26 protein-coding genes are annotated in these 24484 nt (G+C 66.5%); 16 read left to right on the top strand and 10 right to left on the bottom strand.

Annotated features, from left to right (window positions below; all coding sequences use genetic code 11):
• Nucleotides 1-934: 934 nt before the first annotated feature.
• Nucleotides 935-1372, bottom strand: coding sequence for a hypothetical protein (locus ACX12F_RS12230; RefSeq protein ID WP_459369803.1), 438 nt, complete (start codon nt 1370-1372; stop codon nt 935-937).
• A gap of 408 nt (nt 1373-1780) precedes the next feature.
• On the opposite strand from ACX12F_RS12230, the gene ACX12F_RS12225 reads away from it, so the two are divergent.
• The gene (locus ACX12F_RS12225; RefSeq protein WP_459369802.1) at nt 1781-2485 is read left to right on the top strand and encodes a hypothetical protein; all 705 of its coding nucleotides are present in this window, start codon (nt 1781-1783) and stop codon (nt 2483-2485) included.
• Nucleotides 2486-3299: 814 nt separating this feature from the next.
• Here ACX12F_RS12225 and ACX12F_RS12220 read toward each other — a convergent pair.
• Entirely contained in the window at nt 3300-4466 is a 1167-nt protein-coding gene (locus tag ACX12F_RS12220; protein ID WP_459369801.1) for a tyrosine-type recombinase/integrase, read from the bottom strand.
• Nucleotides 4467-4876: 410 nt separating this feature from the next.
• On the opposite strand from ACX12F_RS12220, the gene ACX12F_RS12215 reads away from it, so the two are divergent.
• A complete protein-coding gene (locus ACX12F_RS12215) occupies nt 4877-5068 on the top strand; it encodes an excalibur calcium-binding domain-containing protein (RefSeq protein WP_459369800.1) in 192 nt (63 codons plus the stop codon).
• Nucleotides 5069-5090: 22 nt separating this feature from the next.
• Here the strand turns inward: ACX12F_RS12215 and ACX12F_RS12210 are convergent, their stop codons facing one another.
• Both ACX12F_RS12210 and ACX12F_RS12205 read right to left on the bottom strand, forming a co-directional pair.
• Nucleotides 5091-5303: a three-helix bundle dimerization domain-containing protein gene (locus tag ACX12F_RS12210; protein ID WP_459369799.1), complete on the bottom strand. Its 213-nt coding sequence runs from the start codon at nt 5301-5303 to the stop codon at nt 5091-5093.
• A gap of 57 nt (nt 5304-5360) precedes the next feature.
• The gene (locus tag ACX12F_RS12205; RefSeq protein WP_459369798.1) at nt 5361-5840 is read right to left on the bottom strand and encodes a DUF6653 family protein; all 480 of its coding nucleotides are present in this window, start codon (nt 5838-5840) and stop codon (nt 5361-5363) included.
• A 788-nt stretch (nt 5841-6628) separates the two neighbouring features.
• Here ACX12F_RS12205 and ACX12F_RS12200 point away from each other — a divergent pair.
• The 6 genes from ACX12F_RS12200 to ACX12F_RS12175 all read left to right on the top strand — a co-directional run bounded on the left by ACX12F_RS12200 (nt 6629) and on the right by ACX12F_RS12175 (nt 10372).
• Nucleotides 6629-6964 (top strand): hypothetical protein, encoded by a 336-nt coding sequence (locus tag ACX12F_RS12200; RefSeq protein WP_459369797.1) that lies wholly within the window; start codon nt 6629-6631, stop codon nt 6962-6964.
• Nucleotides 6965-7076: 112 nt separating this feature from the next.
• The gene (locus ACX12F_RS12195) at nt 7077-7589 is read left to right on the top strand and encodes an Rv1352/Rv1906c domain-containing protein (protein WP_459369796.1); all 513 of its coding nucleotides are present in this window, start codon (nt 7077-7079) and stop codon (nt 7587-7589) included.
• Between the two features lie 18 nt (nt 7590-7607).
• Nucleotides 7608-8261 (top strand): DedA family protein, encoded by a 654-nt coding sequence (locus ACX12F_RS12190; protein ID WP_459369795.1) that lies wholly within the window; start codon nt 7608-7610, stop codon nt 8259-8261.
• A 52-nt stretch (nt 8262-8313) separates the two neighbouring features.
• On the top strand, nt 8314-9084 hold the full coding sequence (locus ACX12F_RS12185; protein WP_459369794.1) for a Clp protease N-terminal domain-containing protein: 771 nt from the start codon (nt 8314-8316) through the stop codon (nt 9082-9084).
• Between the two features lie 123 nt (nt 9085-9207).
• Nucleotides 9208-9756, top strand: coding sequence for a hypothetical protein (locus ACX12F_RS12180; RefSeq protein WP_459369793.1), 549 nt, complete (start codon nt 9208-9210; stop codon nt 9754-9756).
• Between the two features lie 79 nt (nt 9757-9835).
• Nucleotides 9836-10372, top strand: coding sequence for a GNAT family N-acetyltransferase (locus tag ACX12F_RS12175; RefSeq protein ID WP_459369792.1), 537 nt, complete (start codon nt 9836-9838; stop codon nt 10370-10372).
• On the opposite strand, the gene zapE is transcribed toward ACX12F_RS12175, so the two are convergent.
• A complete protein-coding gene (gene zapE, locus ACX12F_RS12170; protein ID WP_459369791.1) occupies nt 10369-11412 on the bottom strand; it encodes a cell division protein ZapE in 1044 nt (347 codons plus the stop codon). The genes ACX12F_RS12175 and zapE overlap by 4 nt on opposite strands.
• Nucleotides 11413-11446: 34 nt before the next feature.
• Here zapE and ACX12F_RS12165 point away from each other — a divergent pair, with 34 nt between their 5' ends.
• The 5 genes from ACX12F_RS12165 to ACX12F_RS12145 are packed head-to-tail and all read left to right on the top strand — an operon-like array spanning nt 11447 to nt 16703.
• Nucleotides 11447-12238: a pyrimidine reductase family protein gene (locus ACX12F_RS12165; protein ID WP_459369790.1), complete on the top strand. Its 792-nt coding sequence runs from the start codon at nt 11447-11449 to the stop codon at nt 12236-12238.
• A 36-nt stretch (nt 12239-12274) separates the two neighbouring features.
• Nucleotides 12275-13840, top strand: a complete 1566-nt coding sequence (locus ACX12F_RS12160; protein WP_459369789.1) for an alpha/beta fold hydrolase — start codon at nt 12275-12277, stop codon at nt 13838-13840.
• 35 nt (nt 13841-13875) lie between these two features.
• Nucleotides 13876-15171 carry an arabinofuranan 3-O-arabinosyltransferase gene (gene aftC / locus ACX12F_RS12155; protein ID WP_459369788.1) on the top strand — a complete coding sequence of 432 codons (1296 nt, stop codon included), beginning with the start codon at nt 13876-13878 and terminating at the stop codon, nt 15169-15171.
• Between the two features lie 32 nt (nt 15172-15203).
• Complete coding sequence (gene msrB, locus ACX12F_RS12150; protein WP_459370328.1) at nt 15204-15620, top strand: peptide-methionine (R)-S-oxide reductase MsrB; 417 nt, start codon at nt 15204-15206, stop codon at nt 15618-15620.
• Nucleotides 15621-15623: 3 nt separating this feature from the next.
• The gene (locus tag ACX12F_RS12145) at nt 15624-16703 is read left to right on the top strand and encodes a VIT1/CCC1 transporter family protein (RefSeq protein ID WP_459369787.1); all 1080 of its coding nucleotides are present in this window, start codon (nt 15624-15626) and stop codon (nt 16701-16703) included.
• A gap of 3 nt (nt 16704-16706) precedes the next feature.
• Here the strand turns inward: ACX12F_RS12145 and hemQ are convergent, their stop codons facing one another.
• Genes hemQ through hemE form a run of 3 tightly spaced genes read right to left on the bottom strand, consistent with a single transcriptional unit; the run spans nt 16707 to nt 19866 of the window.
• On the bottom strand, nt 16707-17408 hold the full coding sequence (gene hemQ / locus ACX12F_RS12140; protein ID WP_459369786.1) for a hydrogen peroxide-dependent heme synthase: 702 nt from the start codon (nt 17406-17408) through the stop codon (nt 16707-16709).
• Between the two features lie 14 nt (nt 17409-17422).
• Nucleotides 17423-18808 carry a protoporphyrinogen oxidase gene (locus ACX12F_RS12135; protein ID WP_459369785.1) on the bottom strand — a complete coding sequence of 462 codons (1386 nt, stop codon included), beginning with the start codon at nt 18806-18808 and terminating at the stop codon, nt 17423-17425.
• Nucleotides 18809-18816: 8 nt separating this feature from the next.
• A complete protein-coding gene (gene hemE, locus ACX12F_RS12130; protein WP_459369784.1) occupies nt 18817-19866 on the bottom strand; it encodes a uroporphyrinogen decarboxylase in 1050 nt (349 codons plus the stop codon).
• A 161-nt stretch (nt 19867-20027) separates the two neighbouring features.
• Here hemE and ACX12F_RS12125 point away from each other — a divergent pair, with 161 nt between their 5' ends.
• Both ACX12F_RS12125 and ACX12F_RS12120 read left to right on the top strand, forming a co-directional pair.
• Nucleotides 20028-20564, top strand: coding sequence for a DUF3000 domain-containing protein (locus ACX12F_RS12125; RefSeq protein ID WP_208103798.1), 537 nt, complete (start codon nt 20028-20030; stop codon nt 20562-20564).
• Between the two features lie 4 nt (nt 20565-20568).
• Nucleotides 20569-21804, top strand: a complete 1236-nt coding sequence (locus tag ACX12F_RS12120; RefSeq protein WP_459369783.1) for an HRDC domain-containing protein — start codon at nt 20569-20571, stop codon at nt 21802-21804.
• A gap of 305 nt (nt 21805-22109) precedes the next feature.
• Here the strand turns inward: ACX12F_RS12120 and ACX12F_RS12115 are convergent, their stop codons facing one another.
• Nucleotides 22110-23018 (bottom strand): alpha/beta fold hydrolase, encoded by a 909-nt coding sequence (locus ACX12F_RS12115; RefSeq protein WP_459369782.1) that lies wholly within the window; start codon nt 23016-23018, stop codon nt 22110-22112.
• 107 nt (nt 23019-23125) lie between these two features.
• On the opposite strand from ACX12F_RS12115, the gene ACX12F_RS12110 reads away from it, so the two are divergent.
• The gene (locus tag ACX12F_RS12110) at nt 23126-23998 is read left to right on the top strand and encodes a hypothetical protein (protein ID WP_459369781.1); all 873 of its coding nucleotides are present in this window, start codon (nt 23126-23128) and stop codon (nt 23996-23998) included.
• A 16-nt stretch (nt 23999-24014) separates the two neighbouring features.
• Here the strand turns inward: ACX12F_RS12110 and ACX12F_RS12105 are convergent, their stop codons facing one another.
• On the bottom strand, nt 24015-24389 hold the full coding sequence (locus ACX12F_RS12105) for a glyoxalase superfamily protein (RefSeq protein ID WP_459369780.1): 375 nt from the start codon (nt 24387-24389) through the stop codon (nt 24015-24017).
• Between the last annotated feature and the right edge of the window lie 95 nt (nt 24390-24484).

Genomic DNA, 24484 nt, shown 5'->3' with positions numbered 1-24484 from the left:
GGTCGCAGTGCTCGATCGCCCTCGGGACGACGAAAAGACGGGGCCCCTTCTGTGCTGAGACCATCAAGGCCGCCGCCATCAAGTGCCGGTACTGCGGCTCAGCCCACTAGCGACTGTCGGTGCCGGGTGGTTCGACACGATGCTCTCGTGAGTCGGCGTTCACCCGTTGTCCCCGAGGGTGTGAAAGCAAGACGTGCCGTCGCACCCGCCGAGCGATGTTCCTACCGGGATTTTGTTTTGATACACCTCGACACTCCACCGGACTTCCGTCGCGCCGGGAGCGTAGACCTGCAGACTGAACGCTGAGGTTGCTGTGTCTACTTGAGGTGTGGTGTAGAGGCTCGTACCCGGAAGGTAAACGTACTGATCGATTGTAGTTTTCGGTTGGCCAGCGTCGATTATGGTCTTGGTCCAGTTGGTCTGACAGTAGTTGCTGTACCACAATTCCACCCGCCCAATCGAGTGCTTGAAGCTGGTATCTCTCGTGGGACCAAGGTTCCACACGGGAGCGGTGTGCACGACATACGCATCACCCCAGCATCCGGCTTTGTTTGGATCATGGTTCGTTTGGCAGTCACCGGCACCATCGCAACCCGGAAGAGTGATCGGGTCGGCGTGGGCGATACCAGCGGTGAGCAAACCGCCGTGGACGACACCGAGGCTGAGAATCCAGCAACTTAGGGCTCGCACGCATTTGGCGAACATTCAATCCCCCAGCCCTCAGCAACGCCACCGCCAGCTGACCGAATGCTAGAGCGTCAACGCACTACGCGCAGGATTTCTGGGCTTCATGCCGTGATGAGAGTCTTCAGCGCACCGCGAACCGCTCAGCATCGTCCGGAGCATCCGGACTACCGGGGCAAACTTTGACGAACGATGGTGACCGCCTCGATACGCAAACGCACTGCCTCTAGCGGGCGCGCATGGAGGAGGATCAGAACCGTGGCGCGTCTTGCACAACGTCGGCGATAGGGGCTTCTTGATGCTCTCGGGCCCGCTGTCGGGCAATCACGACCTGGGCGGGGTCCCGAACATCGAACCGTTCGGCATGGAGCCACTGGCACCGCAAGCACGCGGAGTAGGCGAAGAAGTCCGTCCCATTTAGGACCACGCCTGGATGGGCGTCCGGCCACCGGTCTAGGTCATCACCGTGCAGCTGTTCGTAAGCCACCCGCAGTGCCTCTCGCTGACGCCACAGAGCAGCTGCGCGGTCAGCGCCGAGCTGGTTGTTCTTCCAGCTGGCGTACCAGTGCACCCGGCGCGGCGCACCGGTCATGGCGTTGAAGTAGGGGCCCCACGTTGTGACTGCGTACGCCGGGGCCGCTGCCAGCGCGACCATCGAATCCCCTTGAGGCAGTTCGGTCAACGCCATGCCCCCTTCAACGTCACCGCCGGATCGGAAGTTCCAACCGAACCGGCAAGTACGACAGCGCCGACGGACATATTTCGGCGCGATTCGCTACACGGTTTCTGTAGCGGAGCAATAACTTTCGACGTCAACACGCACCGTCCGACATAGCCTCAAGAAGGCTGACAACGCACTTACACCGCAGTTGCCCGGGACAACCACGACGTTGAACTCCGACCCGTCATCAGACGCGATCCATTCCTCCCGGGGTCCAAGACCTCCGGCCTCTCGGGGCAACCGCTGCCTAGACAGCCGCAGCGAATCCGTACGAACCCCGCAAGCCAGAAGCGCCAGGAATCCGCTCGGCCCATGGGTGCCCACGCACCTCGAATTGTCGCATGTTCGACTCCAACACAGTTCAAACTGTTGGACGTGCCGAGAAACCGATCACCCGTCACCAAGTGGGTCGGCTATGTCTCGCTGGTCCTGGGGCTCGCCGCAATCGTCGTCGGAGTCTGGTCGGCAATGACCGTGGGCCCCTGGCGTCAGCTCGGCACCGGCGCGTTCAGGGACATCTCTGGCGGCATCCAGAGCCTTGTCACCGCCGCAGGTGTGGCCGTCGGTGGGTCATGGGCGTATTTCAAATTCGTCCGAGGGCGGACATACCGCCCCCGCCTTTCTGTCGAACTGGCCTGCCAATGGCGCGCGGTGGATGAGACAGACCTGCTTCACGTGAGAGTTCGTGTCACCAATATCGGCGCGTCGATGATCACGCTGAATCAGCACGGGACCGGCCTGCAAGTGGCCTTCCACGGCGACTCCGTCCACAACGAGGTCAAGTGGAATTACGTGCAGCTGTCGATCGACAACGAAGGGACCCCTGACAACGTTGACCGTGCTTTTGAAATCCTGCGTGAGCACGCATGGATTGAACCGGGAGAAACGGTGTCGGACGACCTGCTGCTTGATCTGGGCAGACCGCCAAACATCTGCAGGCTCGAAGTCAGGTTGTTGTGGTCGCTGAAGGACGACCACAACGGCAAATTCAGCGACGAAGATGTCGAGGTATTCGCGCGACGGATTGTGGCCCCGGAGGAGTTGCTGATCGATAAAATGGCTGGCGGCAAGGCTAGTTGATAGGGGCCGATGTTATGGCAGGACCGTCACGCAGATTTGAAGAGTCTACGGAGACTAGGCAGCAGAAACCGTCGCAGCCTCGCTCCGAGAAAATCCAGGCAGGCAAGCCAAAATCACAGGTGGAAAAGACAAAGGACGTCCACCATGACAAAGCGAGGTGATGACCACGGTCCGGGAAGGTCGGTGATGGGACAACGTGGTGCCGACCCCAATAGATCGACTCATATAGAGCAGGGCAAGCCCACGGAGTCCAGTCCGAAGCCCGAAACTGACCCGAAGCCGGACGAGAAACCTCAGTCAACCAATAGGTAGTCGACACCCATCACGCACTGCGTGGTCGGCTCATACGCATCATCCAGCTACGACGAGTTGAGATCGGGATCGCCATGGATGACAGTGATGTGCCTGGTTTCGGAGCCATGCCTCCGCAGCGCGAGGCAGACGTGAGTCGATCCGATGCGCTACAGCGAGGTAAACCTCCCGGCGGATATGGGACTCAGCCAGGCTTCGGACCACTCCCGGTTGGTAGTGGGTCATCGCCATGCTCGCCTGCGAGCGATCACCCACCCAGTCGCCGCTGGCTTTGGATCGCAGTGTTGGCGCTCGCTCTGGTGATCGCCGCTGGCGTAATCCTGGGCTTCTCCCACCTGTTTTAGACGAGCTCTCGCCAGTCGGCTGGGCCCTCGCCAAGTTTCAGCGTCGTCGCCGGAGGCGAAAGGCCCCTCCCACGTGCAGTTAATAGCCGGTATCGCGAACCTGCATCCCCCAAACCACCACTCCAGCCCGACGCTTGGGCGCGCTGGAGGCAGAGTGTTTACTCCCCGAGCGCCATCCGGGACAGCGCCGCCGCTATCTGACGGTCTCGACCCTGGGCAGCATGCTGATAGCGCATAGCCGCCTGTGGCGTGGAGTGGCCCAACCGGGACATCAGCTCCGCCAGCGTGGCACCGGTTTGAGCCGCCAGTACCGCGCCAGTATGGCGCAAATCATGGAACCGAAGATCGTCACGGCCAGCTGCAGTGCGCGCAGAGTAGAACCTGCGGTAGAGCGACGCGGGTGCAAGGTGTCCCCCATGCTTCGCCGGGAACAACAGCGCATCGGGCTTGGCCTCGACGTGGGTCTGCAGGTGCGCTTCGATCACCGGCACCAGGTGGGGCGGGATTGCAACATCACGGGTTCCGGCGTCACTCTTGGGCGTGGTGACCTCGAATCCGTCGCCCATACGAACCACCGCGCGACTGATGTGTACAACACCCTCATGCACGACCAGCTCATTTCCGTCGTCATCGCGTTCGGTGCGTGCGGTCAACTCGATGTCCTTGCGACGCAACTCGGTGAGCTCACCGAATCGCATTGCGCACCAAGCTGCCATCAGTACTAGAGCCTGATAGGGCGCAGGCATGGATTTGGTGAGCACCTCCAGCTCGGACAATGTCGCGGGCCTGATCTTCTTGACCCTCGGGGAAGTTCCAGCACCGCGAATTACGCAAGGACTCAACGTCGCCTTGCCGTCAGCCACAGCGGTGTTCATGATCGCGTTCAGCAGGCCGTAGGCGTGTGAGCGTGCCGTCGGGGTCGCCTTACCCATTCGGGTGTGCCAGACACGTACATCGTCGGCGGTGATCGCACTAACGGACATTGCTCCGAACGTCGGAAGCAAGTGCTCGTCAAGCAGCCATTGGTAGTGCTCGCGAGTGCGCACCTTCAATGGCTCCCCCTTGACTCGCCGGTCGGCCATCCACGACTTGGCGTAGCGACCGAAGGTCAGCTTGCGGTCAACCTTGAGCGCCGCCTCGGGCGGCACCCAGGCGTTGCGAATAATCTCGGACTGCCGCAGAGCCAACCAGCAGCGCGCGTCCTTGATCGTCAAGAACGTCGTCGGGGCCTTGTGCCGTCGTCCATCCGGACCGACATAGCGAGCCCGGTAGTGCCCGCCGGAGAGCAGCTCGACGCTTCCGAAGGTGCCCTTGGTGCGCGCCACTGGATACACCTTCCCGCGATACTGAGGTGGGCAGACCGTGGGCTGAAGGATGCCCACGGGGTATCTGTGGACAAAAATTAGCACACACACTTCCGGAGTCTTCCGCAATTTTCCGGATACTAATCTTGTTGCACAGCAACCGATTACATCATATCCGCTGATCGCGCCCAATGTCGCCAGCAAACCAAAGAGGTGATTCAATCCCAGTATCGCGCACCACGACCTTCAGGACAGGCCCGGTTTTCGAACCGGGCCTTTTCTTGTTTCACGGCAACCAGCAACCGCACACGCGTTCACAGTCAATCTGCAGGAATTTCCCTATTTCGCTTACAGACCCGCAAAAGCCCGGGTAGCGTCCAGCTCGCAATATCGGCATATTGCCGTTCCGAGCTAACTCTCCGAGGTCGAAAATGTTGCGTGCGTTGGTCGTTGCTGCCCTGATCACGTCTGCCGGGGTGGCCATCGCGCCCGCCGCGCAGGCATCCGGCTACAAGAACTGTTCGGCAGCCCACGCCGACGGCCGATACAACATCCCGCAGGGCGATCCCGACTACAAGGCGTCCCAGGACCGCGACGGCGACGGAATCGCCTGCGAAGGCTGATCAGAGGCCGTCGGAGTACGACTCAGACCGCGGCAGCCCGCAGGCCTTCGTCGAGTTCCTCACGGACGTGTCGCTCTACCAGGAGGGGCACGAAATCCCGCACGCTGCTCGACGCGAACCCGTCGTGCGTCTGCCGGACTGCGGTGGCGATCTGCGCGGGGTCGAGTGACGGGTAGCGAGCCGTCAGACGTATCACAACTTCGCTGATCGCTCGCTCTTCGCTGAACTCGCGCATCGACCTATTCTCGCGCGGCGCTCCCCCGCGCGCGGCCAAAGCGCGAAATGAGACCGGTCACCGACCGGCAGTCACCTCGCCGTAGAAGATGCCCAATCGGTCGATCCGCCACAGCTGCCCATAAACGACGAGTACGGCGCCGAACACCGCCGGCCAGATGAGCAGAGCGGCAAGGCCCCATGTCAGCAAGGCTGCGCCGGCCACCGCGCCGACGATCCAAATTCGTTGCACCACAGCGAAGCCCGCCGGCATGCTCGAGCGATCCCGCAGCCACAGCCGTTCGCCGTAGATGCCGCGGGACGACCAGGCAACCGGTTTGTCGACGGGCGCGAATGCGTGCGGATTCCACCAGAGCCAGAGGATGACGACGCCGACAGGCGCCAACGCCCACCACCCGATCCAGACACGGCTCCAGATCGCCAGCATCATGAGCGGGATGGCCGCGAATCGTGTCCACACGCTCCATGGGTTGGCGTGGCGGCGCCAGGCGTCGTCGCTCATGCCGGCCACATGGGCGTACTTGTCCAGAAGTTTCATTTGAGCATCCCCCTTGCCAAAGTCCGGATGGTTGCCTCGAGCACGGCGGCGTAGTCGGCGCCGAACCGGTCCTTGTTCAGCACGAGCAGACCGACCGACGGCATGACGCCCAGCAGGACCTCCGGCGCGATGTCGTCGACCAGGACGCCAGAAGCGACGTTTTCTTCAGGCCCTGGGTGGCGAACAGGCGCTCGGCCGTATCCGCCAGGACGCGCGCGATGTCGTCCTTCTCGCCGGACGTGAAAGCGCGTGCCATACCTATGACTCCTTCAGTCATTCAGTCATAGGGTCCTCGTTTCACGCCGCGGCGTCCAGGGCATCCCAACACCACCCGCAGGCCACGAAGCGGCGCCGACAGTGAACATGCTCGGACCCCCGCCACGCCGCGTGTAACGCTTTACTGATGCGCACCGATGAAGTAGACCGAGCCGTCTCACTCAATAGCTGCTCGGCGATGTTTATTCGCCGTCCAGCTAATTCCATCGACGTAACCCCAGCAGCGTCGACCGTCACGGTCCAGTCACCCGCTCAGAGGTGTCACGAGACAGCCATAGCGGCAGTTCAAATGCATTATCAGCGCAGCGCTGGCGGCTTGATGCTCGGCATCACCGCGCTGCCACACATGTCCCACCCGACTCTGCAGCAGCGATCGCCCTCGATTTGGCCAGCAAATATCAATTCGCAATATGAATCTTCGTCAAAAGTTCGCTCAGATGGTTGCGAAGCGGCTGAATCTGGACTACAAATATTTGCTGTAAGCGAGTTTCGCTCCAGGAGGGACACCAGTCATGGCTAACATCACCACTCGCATCGCAGGATCGATCGCGCTGGCCGGCGGGGCCGCAATCGTCGCGCTCGCCGGAGCCGGCGCCGCCTCGGCCGCCCCGACCCCGCCGCCGCCGAACCCGATCCAGGCGATCGGCCAGTTCGGCACCCAGGTCAACCAGGCCGTCGGCCAGTTCGGTACCGCCAACGAGCAGGCCCTGGGCAAGGCCGGGACCTACTACAACCAGCAAACCGGCACCGCCGGCACGTACTACAACCAGGGCGCCGGCACGCTCGGCACCTATGCCACCCAGCAGCTCGTCGGCTTGGTGGGCGGCATCTTCGCGCCGCAGCACTGATCTCGCAAACCGTCATCGTCAGGGCGTGGGCCACAACGGCCCACGCCCTGCGGTGTTTTCTGTACCACTGCGCACCCCACGCACATTGCTAGAAGAGCTAAACTTTGTCGTCATGAGCTCAAAGACGTCGATCGCCGTTGCCGCGGCACTGGCCGTGGTGAGCTGGGGCGCTTCGACGGCCATCGCCATGGCCGACCCCACGCCGGCTCCCCCGGGCCCCGCCGCCCCTAACCCGGCCGGCCCGAAGACCAGCATCGACGGCGACGGACTGTTCGTCGTCGGCAAGGACATCGCGCCCGGCACGTACGCCACGGCCGGCCCAGTCGGCGATCACCGCTGCTACTGGCGCCGCATGAACAACGTGGATCCGCACGCCAAGGACAACGTCATCGACAGCGCCATGAGCGCCAAGCCGCAGGTCGTCCTCATCGACGCGACGGACAAGGCATTCAAGACCAGCGGCTGCCAGCCCTGGCACGTCACCGACGCCGCGCCGGACTCCCCCGGACCGGGACCGAACATCTCCCCGCAGGCGCGCGCCGCGATCGCGATTCTCGGCACCCTCGGCGGCGGTGGTGGTCCCGCCCCGGCACCGGCGCCGCCCGCGCCGGCACCCACGCAGTAGTAGTGCATCCTTAGCGGCATGGACGTCGACACGCTGCTGCAATCGATCCCGCCACTGGCGGTGTATCTCGTGGTAGGGCTCGTGATCGGGCTGGAAAGCCTGGGCATCCCGCTGCCGGGCGAGATCATTCTGGTCACGGCTGCGGTCCTGGCGACGCGACACACCCTCGACATCGACCCGGCCGCCGTCGGGCTCTCGGCCGCCGCCGGCGCCATCATCGGCGACTCGATCGGATACAGCATCGGCCGACGCTTCGGCATGTCGCTGTTCGAACGCCTCGGCCGCAGGTTTCCCAAACACTTCGGGCCGGGCCACGTCGCGCTTGCGCGCCGGCTCTTCAGCCGCTGGGGCGTCTGGGCCGTCTTCTTCGGCCGCTTCGTCGCACTGCTGCGCATCTTCGCGGGCCCCCTGGCCGGTGCTCTCAAGATGCGATACCCCCACTTCCTGGCGGCGAACGCGGCCGGCGGCGTGGTCTGGGCCTGTGGCACCACCGCCGTCGTCTATTACCTGGGCGTGGCCGCCGAGAAGTGGCTGGCCCGGTTCTCCTGGGTTGCCTTGCTGGTCGGCGCCCTGCTCGCCTTGACCGTCACCCTGGTGCTGAAGGAGCGCACGGCCAAGGCCATCGAGCAGCTGGAAACCGAGCACGACTGGGATACCCTCCGCCACTCATAGATTTCGTCAACTTGCGGTTGACGATCTCCTGTCGTCAACCTAGGGTTGACGCATGTCTGAATCCGCACATACGTCGACCCCCAATCCGATCGCCGGCACCATCCGGCTCGACGACCTGATCGAGACGATCAAGAAGGTGCACACCGAACCGCTCGACCAACTCACCGACGCGATGCTCGCCGCCGAACACCTCGGTGACATCGCCGACCATCTCATCGGCCACTTCGTCGACCAAGCCCGCCGCTCGGGCGCGTCCTGGACCGACATCGGCAGCAGCATGGGCGTCACCAAACAGGCCGCCCAGAAACGCTTCGTCCCCAAGGAACCCCGGTTCGACACCATGGATCCGAAAGACGGATTCAGCCGCTTCACCCCGCGCGCCCGGACCGCCGTCGTCGAAGCCCAACAAGCCGCACACACGTCGCGCAGCGCCGAGATCACCCCCGACCATCTGTTGCTCGGACTGCTCACCGATCCGGGCTCACTGGCGATGGTCCTGCTGAGCAACCAAGGCGTCACCGCCGACCAGATTCGCACGGCCGCCGCCGTCCCCGTCGGCACCGCCGAACCCAAGGCCCTGATCCCATTCGACAGCGCCGCCAAGAAGGTGCTGGAGCTGACCTTCCGCGAGGCACTTCGGCTGGGGCACAACTACATCGGGACCGAGCACATCCTGCTGGCACTGCTCGAATCCGAGGACACCGACGGACCCTTGCACCACCTCGGCGTCGACAAAGGCCGCCTCGAAACCGAGCTGGAAAAGATGCTCAGCGACTTCGTCGCCGCCCAGCAGTCGGCCGGCGGCCAGCCCGGGCAGGCGTGAGTGTCCACTGACAGGGACGAAACGATCCACCGACCACGCTGAAGTGGCCAGATCTGGTCCATTCGGGCGAGGCCGTGATGGCGGTATGCCATCATGCGAGGCAGTCACAACTGAGAGGACGCGATGAGCACGGGCGTGAACGGCAACAGGACCTACCGCTGGCTGGCGGGTTTCCTCGGTGCGCTGACCCTGCTGGCCGCCACGCTGGCGCCGTCGGCGGCAGCCGAGACGAGCATCGGCAACCTGGGCCAGACCCTCCACGTCGACTTCAAGGGCCTCGTTGCGGATGTCACCGTCCACAACGTATTGCCGTCGGACGAACCGCCGGGCTGGACCTGGAACGGCTCGCCGCGCTGGCGCAATCAGGGCGGCCCCTGGAAGGCCGACGTCACCGTGCACGTCATCTCGACACCCAACCCCTACTGGATGGCCTCGGGTGTCACCTTCAGCGGCGTCACCCCCTACGCCGACGCGTACGTGTCCAAGCACACCGACGACCCCAACGCGTTGGAGACCAAGCTGCTGAACGCGCCGGCGGGCTCGACCGTCGACGGCGTCGTCTACTGGGACGTCTATCGCGGGCTGGTGACCAACGTGGTCATGCTGAACCCGGCCACCGGCACCCACCTGGCGCAGTGGAACATCTGGCAGCCGGGCGACCAGCTGCCCTGAGGCTCCCAAGAACGCACATAAACTGCCCCTGCCCCTTGCGGACAGGGGCAGTTTTGTGGCCGGGGACAAGGAGATTCCGATGACGGTTCAAGTGCGGGCTGCGCGGACCGGCGATATCGCCGAACTTGCCGACGTGGCCGCGGCGACCTTCCCGCTGGCGTGCCCGCCGTCGTCGACACGGGAGAACATCGCCGCGTTCATCGCCGCCAACCTGTCCGCGGATCGTTTCGGCGAGTACTTGCGTGATCCCGAGCGCGCTGTGTTCGTCGCCCACGACGACGTCCGAATCCTGGGCTACACCATGCTGATTCGTGGCGTGATCGACGACGCCGACGTGCAGCGTGCGGTGCCGGAGCGACCGGCCGTCGAACTGTCCAAGTGCTACGTACTGCCCGACGTCCATGGCGGCAAGGTCGCCGCGACACTCATGGATGCGTCGGTCGGGTTCGCCCGGGACCTCGGCGCCCGCTGCGTGTGGCTGGGCGTCAACCAGGAAAACGGGCGCGCCCAACGGTTTTACCGCAAGCACGGATTCGAGGTCAGCGGCACCAAGACCTTTCAGCTCGGCGAGCGAACCGAGAGTGACTACGTGCTGGTGCGGCCGCTGTCGCGCTAGACGTGGAGCTGCGTGCCCTCATGGGTCAGCGCGAGCAGCCGAGACGTGGCACGCAGGTACTTCTTGCGGAAGCCACCGGCGAGCATCTCCTCGCTGAAGACGGCGTTCATCTTCTCCCCCGACGCCACGACGGGAACGCCGGCGTCGTAGAGGCGGTCGATCAGCGACACCAGGCGCAGCGCGACGGCCTGGTCGTACACCATGTGCACGCCGGTGATGAAAACCCGTTGCACGCCTTCGATCAACGCGTGATAGCGCGACGGGTGCATGGTCGCCAGGTGCGCGCACAAGGCGTCGAACTCGTCGAGCGTGGCACCCTCGACACCGACGGCCCAGGACCGCACCTCGTCCTCCGACGGCGGCACCGGAGCCGACGGCAGTGCGCGCTGCCGGTAGTCGGGGCCCTCGACCCGGACGGTGGTGAAAATACTTGACAGCGTGTTGATTTCCCGCAGGAAGTCCTGTGCGGCGAAGCGCCCTTCACCGAGCTGTTCGGGCAGCGTGTTCGACGTCGCCGCGATGGACACGCCGCGCTCCACCAGCGCCGAGAGCAGCCGCGAGATCAGAGTGGTGTTGCCGGGATCGTCGAGCTCGAACTCGTCGATGCAGACCACCACATAGTCGGACAGCAGGTCGATGCACTCGGTGAAGCCGAAAACGCCGGCCAGCTGGGTCAGCTCACCGAACGTGGCGAATGCGGCCGGGCCCGCGTCGGCCCCGGCCAGCGTGTAATAGGTCGACGCCAAAAGGTGGGTCTTGCCGACGCCGAAGCCACCGTCGAGGTACATGCCGACACCGGGCAGCGCTTCGCGCTTGCCGAACAACTTCTTCTTGCCGGCCCGCTGGCGGGTTGCGTGGTCGCAGAATTTGCGGGCCGAGACCACCGCCGCGGCCTGCGACGGTTCGTTCGGATCCGGGCGGTAGGAGTCGAAGCTGACGTCGGCGAAGGTGGGTGGCGGAACCAGTTCGGCGATCAGTCTTTCCGGCGTGACGGTCGGGTGACGATCGGTCAGGTGCGCGACTTCGCTGGCCCCAGGCATTAACGCACCATAGCGGCGTGTTGCAATGATTCACGTGTCCGATCCCGACGCTGCGACGCAGCTCACAGAGCTCAACGCGGTTGGCGCTGCCTTCCCGGCCGGCGCCGAGACCGGCGACGACACGGCGCTGGCGCCGTTCTACAGCTACCCTGCCGAACTCGACCGGCCCTGGGTGCGGGCCAACATGATCTCCAGCCTGGACGGCGGCGCCACCGACGACGGACGCGCCGGCGGCCTCGCCGGTCCGGGCGACCGGGCACTGTTCGGCTATATGCGCCAGCAGGCCGACGTCATCCTGGTCGGCGCGGCGACCGTCCGCATCGAGAACTACTCCGGCGCCCAGATGTCCGCGGCGCAACGGCAGGCCCGCCAACTCCGCGGCCAGGCCGAGGTGCCGCCGATCGCGGTGATCACCCACAGCGCGGACATCCCGCACGACGCCAAGCTGTTCACCCGCACCGAGGTGCCGCCGCTGCTCCTCACCAGCCGCGACAGTATCGACGACACCTACCACCGGTTCACCGGGCTCGCCGAGGTCATCGACGCCTCCGGCACCGCACCCGACCGGGTCGACCCGCACATCGTGCTCCGCATTCTCGGTGAGCGCGGGCTGCGGCGGGTGCTGACCGAGGGCGGGCCGTCAGTGCTGAACATGTTGATCGAAGAAGATCTGATCGACGAGATGTGCGTGACCATCGCCCCCATCCTGGTCGGCGGATTTGCCCGGCGGATCGCCTCTGGTCCCGGTGAGGCCCACACCCGGCTGCGGCGCAGCCACGTGCTCACCGACACCGCGGGCTACCTGTACACGCGCTACGTCCGCTGACGGGTCCGGACCACCCGCATCGCTACTGTGGTGGCCATGCGTCGCCACCTGCTCCCGGCCCTGAGCCTGTCGACCGTGGTGCTGTCGACGGTCGTCGCCGGATGCGCTCCGCTGCTGGCCGCCAACCCCCGGTACGTCACGGACTCCGGTGCCCGCCCGCAAGGCGCAGCCACCGCGTCCAAGGCGCCTGACGGCCCGCCGCCGATCGCCGTGCCCAAGAAGGACCTGACGTGGCGCGAGTGCACGTCCCGGGTGTTCGGCGACGCGACGGTGCCCGCCGTGCCCGGCGTCATCCTGGACTGTTCCGATTACGATGCCGACCTCGATTCCCTGGGCGGCTCAGCCGGGACCGTCAGCATCGGTGTCGTACGTGCCCGCCTGGCCACCACACCGGCCGACGCCGGACCGATCGTCATGACCACCGGATCGGACATCCCGACCTCGCGTCAGCTGCCGGTGTGGTTGCAGCGCGGCGGCGTCGACCTGCTGAAGACGCGCCCGGTCGTCGCCGTCGACCGCCGCGGGATGGGCATGTCCGGACCACTGAGCTGCGTGTCGACCAATGACCGCCAGGACCTGCTGGACCAGGCCCAGTTCCTCGCCGGCGACGACCAGGTCGCCAACCTGGCGAAGGTCGCCACCTCGGCCACCACGGACTGCACCGACAGCATCGCGCCCGGTGAATCGGCCTACGACAACGCGCACTCGGCGGAGGACCTGGAACGACTGCGCAGCACCTGGGACGTACCCGCGCTGGCCGTGCTCGGCATCGGCAACGGCGCCCAGATCGCGCTGGCGTACGCGGCGTCGCACCCGACCAAGGTCGCCCGGCTGGTGCTGGACTCCCCCTTGCCGCTGGGCATCTCCGCCGAAGCCGCGGCCGAGCAGCGGGTCAAGGGCCAGCAGGCTGCGCTCGACGCGTTCGCCGCGCAGTGCGTGGCCAACAACTGCCCACTGGGCCCGGACCCCAAGGGCGCCATCGACGGCATGCTGGCCGACGCGCGCGCCGGCCGGGGTGCCGGCGGCGCCTCGACGGCCGGCCTGGTCGAGGCGATCACCACCGCACTCGGCTATCCGCGTGGCGACGGGCTGGCCAACACCCAGTTCCTCGCCGGCGCACTGGCTTCGGCCCGAAACGGTGACCCGACCGCCCTCAACGCGCTGAGCGCGACGGCCGAGGCGACACGCCAGACCGACGGCCAGTTCGTCAACCGGTGCGACGACTCCGTCAACCGCCCCACCCCGGACCGGGTCCGCGAACTGCTCGTCGCCTGGCCCAAGAAGTACCCGCAGTTCGGCGCCGTCGGCGCGCTCAGCCTGGCGCCGTGCCTGAGCTGGCCCAGCAGCCCCGCACCCGCACCGCCCAAGGAGCTGAAGATCCCGCTCCTGCTGCTGGGCACCCACAACGACGCGATCATCGGCGGCGACGGCATTGCCGCGGTGGCGGCCATGGCGATCAACGCGGGCACCAACAGCCGGCGCGTCATGTGGCAGGGCACGGGCCACGGCACCGTCGTCTACACGGCGTGCGCACTGCCGCCGGTGCAGGCGTACGTGAACACCGGCAAGCTGCCGGACACCGACACGTTCTGCCCGGCCTGAGCGGCCCGCCCAACACCCCGTTATAGGGTTCGGTGGTGACGCGCCCTCTATCGCTTCTGAGCGTCTTCGGTCCCCGCAGCGGCCCACCGAGCACCGCGGACGTCGTTCGCAATGCGCTGTGGCCCATCGCGATCGTGTCGATCATCCACCGCAGCTACGTGCTGACGACCAACGGTTACATCACCGACGACTTCGGTCCGGTGTACCGCGCGGTGTCCAACTTCCGGCGGCACTGGGCGATCTACAACGAGCATTTCAACTACGTCGACCCGCACTACCTGTACCCGCCCGGCGGCACGCTGCTGCTGTCGCCGTTCGGCTTCCTGCCGGAGTTCGCCTCCCGGATGTGGTTCGTCGCGTTCAACTCGGTCGCGATCATCGTCGCCGCCTGCCTTCTGGTACGGCTGTTCAAGTTCTCGCTCACGTCGGTGGCGTTGCCGGCCCTCCTACTGGCCATGTACTGCACCGAATCGGTCACCAACACTTTGGTTTTCACCAACGTGAATGGCTGCATCCTGCTGGCCGAGGTGTTGTTCTTCACCTGGCTGCTGGACGGCAAGAAAAATCACGAGTGGTTGGCCGGCGCCGCGATCGGCCTGACCCTGGTACTCAAGCCGCTGCTGGGCGTCCTGCTGCTCCTGCCGTTGCTGAACCGCCAGTGGCGGGCGCTGGTGGCCGCGTTCGCGATGCCGCTCATCTTCAACGCCGTGGCCTGGCCGTTGTCGGCCGATCCGATGGGCTTTGTCCGCAACACGGTGCCGTACATCTTCCAGACCCGCGACTACTTCAACAGCTCGCTGCTGGGCAACGGCATCTACTACGGCCTGCCGATGTGGCTCATCGTGGCGCTGCGCGCCGCCTTCGTGCTGCTGGCCGCGGCCAGCCTGTGGCTGCTGTACCGCTACTACCGCGAGCGCGACCAACTGTTCTGGATGCTGACCTCGTCGGGCGTGCTGCTGATCACCTCGTGGCTGGTGCTGTCGCTGGCGCAGGGCTACTACTCAATGATGCTGTTCCCGTTCCTCATGACGGTGGTCCTGCCGCGGTCGGCGATCCGCAGCTGGCCGGCCTGGCTCGCGGTGTACGGCTTCCTCACCATGGACCGCTGGCTGATGTGGCGCTGGCCGACCACGGGCCGCTTCCTCGAGTACATCAGGATCACCTACGGCTGGTCGCTGATGCTCATCGTGGTGTTCTGCGTGCTGTACTTCCGGTACCTCGATGCCAAGAAGGACGGCCGGCTGGATCAGGGCATCGACCCGTTGTGGTTGCCGAAGGACGAATCGAAGCCCGAGCCTGCGGCAGCCTCCGCGGGTAGCGTGGGCGCATGACTCGCAGCGAGGAGCCGAAGGCGGATCGCGCACTGACACTGCCGCCCCCCAAAGTTGAACTCTCCGACGCCCAGTGGCGCGAGAAGCTCTCGGCAGAGGAGTTCCACGTGCTGCGCGAGGCCGGGACGGAACGCCCTTTCGTCGGCGAGTACACCGACACCAAGACCGAGGGCATCTACCAATGCCGGGCCTGCGGCGCTGAGCTGTTCCGCAGCACCGAGAAGTTCGAATCCCATTGCGGCTGGCCGTCGTTCTTCGACCCGGCCGATTCGGACGCGGTGATCCTGCGGGCCGACAACACCCTCGGCATGCGGCGGGTGGAGGTGCTGTGCGCCAACTGCCACAGCCACCTCGGGCACGTCTTCGAGGGCGAGGGCTACCCCACCCCGACCGACCAGCGCTACTGCATCAACTCGATCTCGCTTCGCCTGGTTCCGGCCGAGAGCTGAGACGTGGTGGCACAGCCCACCGACGCGCAATTGCGACGGTGGCGACAGCATCTGGCCAACGAACGCGCCGAGGCCGCCGTCTACCGGGATCTGGCGCAGCGCCGTGCGGGCACCGAACGCGACATCCTGCTGCAACTGGCGACCGCCGAAGGTCGCCATGAGAAACACTGGCTGACGCTGCTAGGCGACCAGGTCGGCAAGCCACGCCGCCCCGACGTCCGGACTCGGCTGCTGGGCTTTCTCGCCCGTCACCTCGGATCGGTGTTCACGCTGGCCCTGGCCCAGCGCGCCGAAGCCCGCTCGGAGTACGACCACGACGCCGACGCCACACCCACGATGGCGGCCGACGAACGCATCCACATGGAGGTCGTGCGCGCCCTCGCCAGCCGCGGCCGCGACCAGCTGTCGGGCAGTTTCCGCGCCGCGGTGTTCGGCGCCAACGACGGACTGGTCAGCAATCTGGCTCTGGTGCTGGGCGTCGGCGCGACCGGGGTGTCGAGCGCGACGATCCTGGCCACCGGTCTGGCCGGGTTGATCGCGGGAGCGCTGTCCATGGGCGCCGGCGAGTACGTGTCGGTCAACTCTCAGCTCGAACTGCTGGAGGCCTCGTTGCCCAGCGCCACGGCAGGTACCGCGGTGCAAGCCCTCGATGTCGACGCCAACGAGCTGGAGCTGGTGTACCGGGCCCGCGGGATGAGCCCACAGGACGCCGCCGCCCGGGCCGCCGGAGTGTTCGCGAACCTGCGGTCGGGTGCACTGGCCGACTCACCGCTCGGCGAGGTGTCGACCGAGAAACACGAAGCCGTGGGCACCGGATTGCGGGCCGCGGTGTCCAGCTTCCTGTTCTTCGCGTCCGGCGCGCTGATCCCGGTGCTGCCCTACCTGTTCGGGCTCACCGGAATCGCGGCTGTGGTGGTCTCGGCGGTCCTGGTCGGCTTGGCGTTGCTGTCGACGGGCATGGTCGTCGGCCTGCTCTCCGGCGGACCGCCGCTGAGACGGGCGCTGCGCCAGTTGACGATCGGCTACGGCGCCGCCGCGGTGACCTATGCACTGGGCCTGCTGTTCGGCGCCACTACCGGCTGAGCGTTACGGCAGGTTCGCGACCAGCTGCTCGATACCGACGCGCGGGCCGGTGAAGAACGGCGTCTCCTCGCGGACGTGCCGGCGGGCGTCGGTGTAGCGCAGCTTCCACATCAGTTCGACGATGCGGGCCAGGTCCGGACCTTCGAAGGCGAGGATCCACTCGTAGTCGCCCAGCGCGAAGGCCGGCACGGTGTTGGCGCGCACATCGGGGTACTCACGCCCGCTCATGCCGTGCTCCACCAGCATCCGGCGGCGGTCCTCGTCGGGCAGCAGGTACCAATCCAACGACCGCACGAACGGGTAGACGCAGATGTAGTCGCCGGGGTCCTCGCCCGCGATGAACGCCGGCAGGTGGCTCTTGTTGAACTCGGCCGGACGGTGCAGCGCGACGACGCTCCACACCGGTTCGGTGGCGGCGCCGAGGGCGGTGCGACGGAAGCCGGTGTAGGTGGCCTGCAGGTCCTCGACGCGTTCGGCGTGGGTCCACATCATGAAGTCGGCGTCGGCCCGGAAGCCGGCGACGTCATAGAGCCCGCGGACCACGACGCCCGCGTCCTCGCGCTTCTTGAGGTAGGCGGCGGTATCGGCGGCGATGGCGGCCCGCGACTTCTCGTCAGCAGGCAACTCATCCGGCTGGACGGCGAAGACCGAGATCATCATGTACCTGGTCACCGCATTGAGGGCGTCGTAGTCGAGCTTGGCCATGGCTCTATCGTGCCCTATCCCTGAACGTCACCACGAACCACTAGCTCCGTGGCCGCCCGGGTTGCCGACGCGACGCAGGCCGGCACCCCGATGCCGTCCAGATAACCGCCGGCCACGGCCAGCCCCGAGGGCAGTCCGGCCCGCAGCTCCTCGACCAGTTCGAGATGGCCCGGCCCGTACTGCGGCATGGCGTCGATCCAGCGCTGCACCAGGTAGTCCACCGGCTCGGCGGTGATACCGAACAGCGTCCGCAGGTCCTCCAGGGACCAGGCCAGCAGCCGATCGTCGCCGACATTGCGCGCGAGGTCATCGCCGAACCGGCCGAACGACAACCGCAGCAGCTCCACGTTGCCGCCGCGTCCCCATTTCCTGGAGGTCAGGGTGATCGCCTTGGCGTGCAAGGCTTCTCCCGCCGCCATCAGGACACCGGACTGCTGCGGCAGCGGGGTTCCGCCCGGCAGCGCCAGCGCCACCACCGCGGCGGAGGCCACCGGAATCAACCGAGCCATGGCCGCGCTGCCCGGTGCGATGTCGGCGAGCAGCGTGGCCACCCGTGGCGCCGGAACGGCCAGTACGACCGCGTCGGCCGACCAGATCTTGCCCTCGTCGTCACGTAGCTGCCAGCCGCGAGCCAGGTTTCTCCCGTCGCTCCGCTCGCCCCGGCCCGGGGCCAGCCCTTCGATGCCCACCTGCGCCCACTGAGCTCCGGTACGCCGGACCAGTTCGTCCACCAGGACGGCGTAACCGCCGTCGACGGCGCCGAACACCGACGCGCTCGTGGGAGGCGCGGAAGCGAGCACCGAGGCGACCGCCGCAGTCAGGCTCGGGGCGCCGCGATCCAGCGCGGCGGCCAGCGCCGGGACGGCTGAACGGATCCCGATGGTCTTGGCCGAACCGGCGTAGACGCCCGCCAGCAGCGGGTCGACCGACCGCGTCACCACTTGGGCGCCGAAGCGGTCACCGACCAGTTGCGCGACGGTCGGGTCGGCGTCGAGCTGCCAGTGCAGCGGTCGCGTCGGCTCGCTCGCGATCTGCGCCAGCGTCGCGTCGTCGACCAGGCCGCGCAGGTTCGCGCCTGGTCCCGGAATGCCCTGCATCGTGCCCTCGGGCATCGGGTGGAGGCGGCCACCGCTGCAGATCAGCGGGCGGACGCCGGTGGTGCCGATCTGCCGCAGGCCCAGTTCTTTCAGCAGCGACGCCACCTCGGGCCGACGGGCCACAAAGGCCTCGGCGCCCACGTCCAGGCTCTGCCCGGCGAGCCGTTCGGTGCGGAGCACACCGCCCAGCCGATCCGCCGGATCGAAGACGGTGATGCGCGCCAACGGGTCATCCTGGCGCAGCCGGTACGCCGCGACGAGACCCGAGATGCCGCCGCCGACAACGCAATACGTCATACTCATCTACAGACTCACAGCGAGTGCGCCAGTGCCACCGCTTCGGTGACCACGCCGGGATCGGTGGCCGGCAGCACACCGTGACCCAGGTTGAAGATGTGCCCGGCCGCGCCGGCCGCGACGGCCCGGCGACCGTCGGCGACAACCTGACGGACGGCGTCGTCGACCACACGCCAGCCGGCCAGCAGAACCACCGGATCGAGATTGCCCTGCAGCGCCTTGCCCGGTCCGACCCGGCGCGCGGCGTCGACGAGATTGGTGCGCCAATCGACACCGACGACCGTCGCGCCGGCCTCCCCCATGGCGCCGAGCAGCTCGGCGGTGCCGACGCCGAAGTGCGTCATCGGGACGCCTTCGTCTTTCAGCGAGGCGAAGATGCGGGAGCTGTGCGGCAGCACGTAGTCGCGGTAGTCCGCGAGCGACAGGGTACCGGCCCAGGAGTCGAAGAGCTGGATCGCATCGACCCCGGCGGCCAGCTGGGCGCGCAGGAACTCGATCGTGAGATCGGTCAGCTTTTCCATGAGGTCATGCCACGTCGCGGACTCGCCGAGCATCATGGCCTTGGTCTTCTCGTGATTGCGGCTCGGGCCGCCCTCCACCAGATACGAGGCCAGCGTGAACGGCGCGCCGGCGAAACCGATCAGCGGCACGTCGCCCAGTTCCTTGGCGAGCAGGCCGATCGCCTCGGCCACCGGGGCCACCTGATGGGGCTCAAGCGGCTTGATGCCTTCGACGTCGTCCGGCGTACGGATCGGGTGGGCGATCACCGGCCCGACGTCGGGCACGATGTCCAGATCGATGCCCGCGGCCTTCAGCGGCACCACGATGTCCGAGAACAAGATCGCGGCGTCGACACCGTGACGGCGTACCGGCTGCATGGTGATCTCGCAGACCAGCTCGGGATTGAAACACGCCGAGAGCATGGTGTGGGTGGCGCGCAGAGCGCGGTACTCCGGCAGGGACCGGCCGGCCTGCCGCATCATCCACACCGGGGTCCGGTCCGGGGTGCGGCCATTGGCGGCAGCCAAATAGGGCGAATGCGGCAGTTCACGACGGGTGCTCATCACTGCTAATGCTGCCATGTCCGGAACGCTCGCTTATACCCTGTCGGGCAGCCAAATGTCGGGCTATCGGCGCGCCTGCTTACGCGACCGCCCGGATCGGGCTAGCGTCCCAGAATGTGACCTCCGCCGAGCCGGCCCAGTTCCGCACTGCTGTTGCGGCAATGAACGCCGCCACCGTGCGCCAGGAGATCGAACTCGGCCCGATCCGTCCACCGCAGCGACTGGCCCCCTTCAGCTACGCGCTGGGCGCCGAGGTGCGTCACCCCGACGCCTCCGTCGTACCGGAGAGCTCGGAGGGCGACGCCTTCGGACGTCTGATCCTGCTGCACGATCCCGACGGCGCTGAAGCCTGGGACGGCACCATGCGTCTCGTCGCGTACATCCAGGCCGACCTGGACTCCACCGAGGCCGTCGACCCACTGCTGCCCGAGGTGGCGTGGAGCTGGCTGGTGGACGCGCTCGAGTCACACGCCGACGGCGTCACCGCACTGGGCGGCACCGTCACCGCGACGACGTCGGTCCGCTACGGCGACATCTCCGGGCCGCCGCGGGCCCACCAGCTCGAGCTGCGCGCGTCGTGGACCGCGACGTCGCTGGAGTTGGGACCGCACGTGCAGGCGTTCTGTGAGGTGCTCGAGCACGCCGCCGGACTGCCGCCTGCCGGCGTGACCGATCTGGGTTCGCGCACCCGCGCGTGACCGCATGACTGATTCTGATCCGGTCGAGACGTCTGACGACGATCCCGACGTCACTCCCCTACTGGCACCCGCCGACGGCGTGCCCGCCGTTGCCATCTATGCGAGCGACATCGCCCGTGCCGGTGAGCTTTTGGCATCCGGGCACGGCGCGTTCGCGATCGACGCCGAGCGGGCCTCCGGCTTCCGCTATTCCAACCGGGCCTACCTGATCCAGATTCGCCGCGCCGGTGCCGGCACGGTGTTGATCGACCCCGTCAGCCACGGCATCGACCCGCTGAAGGCGCTGGCGCCGGTAGCCGACGTCGTGAATTCCGACGAGTGGATCCTGCACGCGGCCGACCAGGACCTGCCGTGCCTGGCCGAACTGGGGATGACGCCGCCGTCGCTGTACGACACCGAGTTGGGCGGGCGGCTCGCCGGCTATGACCGGGTGAACCTGGCGGCAATGGTGCAGCGGTTGTTAGGGCTGGGGCTGAAAAAGGGCCACGGCGCCGCCGACTGGTCCAAGCGCCCGCTGCCCGCGGACTGGCTGAACTACGCGGCACTGGACGTCGAGGTGCTGCTGGAGTTGCGTGCCGCGGTGGCCGCCGAACTGGAGTCGCAGGGCAAAAGTCACTGGGCCGCACAGGAATTCGAGCACATGCGGACCGTCGAGCCCAGCCCGACCCGGCGTGACCGCTGGCGGCGGACGTCGGGCATCCACAAGGTGCGCAACGGCCAGGCGCTGGCCGCCGTGCGGGAGCTGTGGCAGACGCGCGATCTGATCGCGCAGCGGCGAGACATCGCGCCCGGCCGCATCCTGCCCGACGCGGCGATCGTCTCCGCCGCCGTCGCCAACCCCGACACCATCGAAAAGCTCACAGCACTGCCGATTTTCGGCGGTTCGCGGCAGAAGCGCGGTGCGCAGGTGTGGCTCGACGCGTTGGCCCGGGCCCGGGAAGCCGAACCCCCGGCATCCGAGCCGAACAACGGGCTGCCGCCACCCGCCCGGTGGGCGCGCCGCAAGCCCGAGGCGTTCGAGCGGCTGGAAAAGTGCCGCGCCGGGCTTTCCGAACTGTCGGAACAGGTTTCGATACCAACGGAAAACCTACTGACACCGGAGACCGTGCGCCGACTGTGCTGGGATTGGCAGCCGGTGCCTGATGTCGCCGCCACGGTCGACGAATTCCTGGCCGCGGCCGGCGCCCGTCCGTGGCAGCGGGAGCTGTGTGGCCCCGTGCTGACTGCCGCGTTGAGTTGAGTACTCAGGACATGCACGTCCGCAGCGCGGAGGGTCGCCGCCGACGCAGGGTCAGTCCACCCCCCACGTTGATCCTGCACTCCGGGCGCAAAAGTGCGAGTAGGTAGCGCAGCCAATTCAGGCTCAACGCGGATCCATCTCCGTTCAGCGTTGATCCTGAACCGGGGAACTACAAAAGCGAGTGGGTTGCCCCGCCGGCGCAGCCTCGACCGATCACTGGGTGCCGATCACCGGCACCCCGTCATGCTGGGGCGCATCCTGGTAACCCGGCCCGGGTATCGAGATCAGCGGGCCCCGAACGGCCGCTACAGGTAGGGCGTGACGAACTCCAGGAAGTGCTCGAGCACCGCGTCGGGCGCCTCGATCTGCGGCCAGTGCGCGATGTCGTCGCGCAGCATCACCACGTCCGGGTTCGGGATGACCTCGCGGTACCTGGCCGCCATGTGGGCACCGGAGTTCGGGTCGGACGGGCCGTCGATGAGCCGCATCGGGATCGTCGTCTCCCGCATCGCGCGCACCCACCGGTTGCGGTGCGTGTAGCGGTCGTTTATGAACCGGCCGACCTGGTGCATCACCTTCTTGCCGTCGTTGTAGTCGAGGATTTGGTGGAACTTGTCCATCAGCTCCTTCGACGGTTTCGTGTTGACGCCGAACATCTCGTTGATGGTCGGGTCGGCCAGGCGCCGCGACAACGGGCTGCCCTGCAACGGACGCATGATGTCGCCCAACGGAGTTTGCGACATCGCCTTCTGCAACAGCCGCGGCGTGTAGGACTCGACGAACAGCCCGCCGTTGAGCCAGGTGACCGACTCGATGTTCTGTGTGCCGTAGGCCTGATCACCAAACTGGTTGCGGGCCAAGAGCTCCTGCCCGACCGAGTCCCCCAGGTCGTGGGCCAAGATGTGGATGGAGGCGGCCCCGAGATGCGCCAGCAGCGCCTCGTGCATGTCGGCGTGGTCGTGCACCGAATACCGGTACGCCGACGGTTTGGCGGAGAACCCCATGCCGATCATGTCCGGCGCGACGAGGGTGAACTTCTCTGCGAGCGTCGGCCAGATCAGCGACCAGTCCCAGGAATTGAACGGGTAGCCGTGGATGAGCAGCAGTACCGGACCGCTGCCGAGTTCCAGGCCGCCGAGCCGATAGAAGATGTCGAATCCGAGATAGTCGAAATACTGGCCGGCCGACTTCCAGGCTTCGAGTTCGTCGTGCATGGGGTGAGCCTATGCGCGCCGACGTCGTGACGCTCTACGCAGCACCGACCAGGCATGTCGGCCCGCCGAACTACCATTGACAGCATCAATCAGTGAAGGACATCGGGATGATTCGGCTCCTCCTACCGCTCGTGGTCGTGACAGTCATCCTCGCCGTCATCATGATCGTCGGAGGCGCCGCATTCGGGGCGGCCTTCACGTCCGAGACAGACGAGACAGATCGGAAAGCCGGCCGCCCCTCTCGCAGCCCTATCTCCGTGATGACCAAGGCCTGGCTCGTGTCGGCTGTTGTGGTGATCGTGGTCGGAATCGCGACGGAGGGCATCGCCCTCGTGCCCGCTCTGGGCGTATGTGCCATCGGTCTGCTGATCACTCAGCTGGTGATCGGTGGCCGCACCAGGTCTGCACCGACGCACGAACCGTCACCGCAGGAAATCGAACGTGCCCGGCTCACTGAGGAGTTCGGAGCCCACGGCATCGAGATGCTCGACGGGGCCCAGGCCGCCATCGATCGGATCAGGCGGTCCGAAGCCGCGACAGGAGGCTGGCTCGGCGATCCGCAGGACCTGGACTTCACCGGTGACCTGGCGACCATCCGCGAAAACTGCCGAGCCACACGAGAACTCAACGGTCTGATGAAGGAGCTCAGCGACCTCGCCGATCCCGACTCGGACGACCTGTCGATGCTGGACGACGCCCGGACGAAGGCGCGGCAACTGGAAGGCCAGTCGCGACAGCGGGTCGCTGACCTGCGCACGTGTGCCGACAAGGCCGAGGAGATCGACCGGTCACTGCGCGATGACCGCACACGGGCAGAGCTGGCCGAAAAGCGTGACGACGTCCGGGGTCGCCTGGCCGCCAAGCTGTACGGCGTTGATGCGACGCCTGCGCCCGCGTCGTCGTCGGTGGACAAGATCACCGCCCTCGCCGCGGCGTACGCGGAGATCAGGGGCAGGGTCGATCGCGAGGCCGAGGACTAGCGGCCTCGGCCTCGGGCTAGGACGGCTGCGCGAACCGCAGGAGGTTGCCCGACGGGTCGGTGATCGTCATCGTCGGACCACCTGGCCCGTCGTCCTCGATACCGGGGCGCGAGTAGCCGTGCTCCTTGGCGATCAGCTCAGCCTGGAAGGCCACCACGTCGTCGACCGGAATCCACAGCGCCGTGTTCGGGCTGCCGTCGCCGTAGTGCTCGGACAGGTGCAAGGTCATCTCGGACCGGCTCACCTGCACGTACAGCGGGAAGCCGGGTTCGAAGCGGTGCTCCCAGTCCTTGGTGAAACCCAGGTAGTCGCAATAGAAGCCGATAGTGGCCTCGACATCGAACATTCGCAGGATCGGCACCGCCGGACTGATCCGCACACCGTCCCCCATAAACGTCCCCCTCGTCGTCCGCGAGCGGCCTCAAAGTGCACGCGACACACCGTGTTTGAGCGTACAGACATGCACGGTCGCGCGAGGTTCGCTCG

The sequence above is a fragment of the Mycolicibacterium sp. HS_4_1 genome, from assembly GCF_054515875.1.
Note: the sequence above shows the minus strand (reverse complement) of the source record. Positions and strands in the feature narration are given on the sequence as shown.